This window comes from Succinivibrio sp. (genome assembly GCF_045124615.1).
Lineage (GTDB): Bacteria > Pseudomonadota > Gammaproteobacteria > Enterobacterales > Succinivibrionaceae > Succinivibrio > Succinivibrio faecicola.
This window is the reverse complement of the sequence record NZ_JBGVMC010000185.1, coordinates 1-1,608: the sequence shown is the minus strand read 5'-3', so window position 1 is coordinate 1,608 and position 1,608 is coordinate 1. Positions and strand designations below refer to the sequence as shown.

Annotated in this window: 3 protein-coding genes; all 3 read right to left on the bottom strand. The window is 37.5% G+C overall.

All coding sequences use genetic code 11. The features are described 5' to 3' along the window. Nucleotides 1-246: hypothetical protein (locus tag ACJML3_RS04795; protein ID WP_406021085.1), on the bottom strand; the 246-nt coding region annotated here is incomplete at its 3' end. A 2-nt stretch (nt 247-248) separates the two neighbouring features. After that, nucleotides 249-1,397 (bottom strand): baseplate J/gp47 family protein, encoded by a 1,149-nt coding sequence (locus tag ACJML3_RS04790; protein ID WP_406021083.1) that lies wholly within the window; start codon nt 1,395-1,397, stop codon nt 249-251. Next, the coding region (locus tag ACJML3_RS04785) for a hypothetical protein (protein WP_406021082.1) at nt 1,384-1,608 on the bottom strand (225 nt) is incomplete at its 5' end. The genes ACJML3_RS04785 and ACJML3_RS04790, both read right to left, overlap by 14 nt.

Here is a 1,608-nt window from a genome sequence, read left to right as displayed (position 1 = left end):
TGCCCTTTTTGTGTCTATTGGCCATGAATCACGCCACACTAAAGGTTGCCATTGAACTGCTAAATGATCTAACTGTTCGCTTGAAAGTTCATTGATTCTATATAAAAAAACAGCATCATTAAGATGCTGATGAACTTTTGAGAGATTACAGTCTGTTGTTTTAATTGCATTTCTGACCGTTTCATCTTTTTTGATTGAGGAAGGGGCAAGCTTCTCAATGTTATCTTCATTATCCAGAGTGTTCATAATTAAGCTTCCTCAGTTCCACCAAAATTTATAACAACATCTGAAATATCACACTGAGCAACTTCATTTTTATCAACAGCAGTAAAGACTGGAGAGGTAATTTCCAGACGTTTTGCGCCTGCCTGCATGACAAGTTTTGTTAATTCATCCGGTGTAATATCTCTGTTGATCTTTGCCTGCTGCCATTGTCTGTAACTTTCTACAGCTTTTGTTACATCTGCAGTAATCTGGTTAATTTTATCTGTATCTTTTGATGATAAGTACCAGGTTAGTTCAATGGTGTAATCAACGGCTTGTGGGGCAGAAACAAGCACATTATCTGTAAGAGGTCTTATGGTTTCATCAGAAAGATGTGCTTTTAATCCGTCCAGAAAAGACTGCTCAGGCAGAGTACCGTCTGTTAATAATGGATGAACATAAACATTACCAGGATGTTCTTCTAATCCATAGATTGATACATCAATGATTGATGAACTGTAAGAATAAGTATGATATTGATATGCACCCTGAGGACCTGCCACAGAGAATGAAGAAGGGGCAAGTCTAATTCTGTCAGCATAAGCATCATCATCTTCTTTATCAGCTCCACCACTTGTAACAGTAATATTTGAAACAGATTCCATGTTAGGAAGAGGTTCTACCAACTGATTGATGGCACCAATAGCAATACCATTGGAAAAGCTTCCTGCATCAACTGCAGTTGCCTTTACATCAACATAAGATGAACCAATCGCAATAAATGCAAGTTCATCTGTTGCAAAATTAATTGAACCATCTGTTATCAGTGTGCCTTTAGGGATCTGATAAACAGAATCTGAAACAGTGGTATTTAATGTGAATCTTATAGTGGTAGTTGAACCTGAAGCCTGCAGACGTGGAGTATTAACATAATATCCCATAGCATCCAGGTAATCACCAGTTGCATAGCTTAGAAGGTTCTCTTTGGCCGCATTATTAAAATCAGCTCTGAGTTTTGCTTCTTCTGCAGCAATTGATTCAAGCAGTAAATATACTGGATCTGCTACAGCAAGACTTCTTCCAGTTAATGAGTTGTACTTTTCAATGTAATTATTCAGAATTGTTTGAACATCAGTCTCCAAGAAATCAATTGAAGCCAGTCCAAAGCGTGGTGACAATCTAGGCATCTTCATTTATCTCCAGTGTGATTTTTGGTTTCAGAATTCCATCTGCAGCTGCAGAGGTTTCATTTTCAAATTCAATTGCCCTTATGATTGCCCTAGGTTCATATTTCTGAATAGCTTCAATAATATCTATTCTTAACTGCATCATGGCCATAGGCTGAGGCAAATCAACTGAATCAATAGATGTTCCAAAATCACGATTAAGAGGAACTGAACCTTT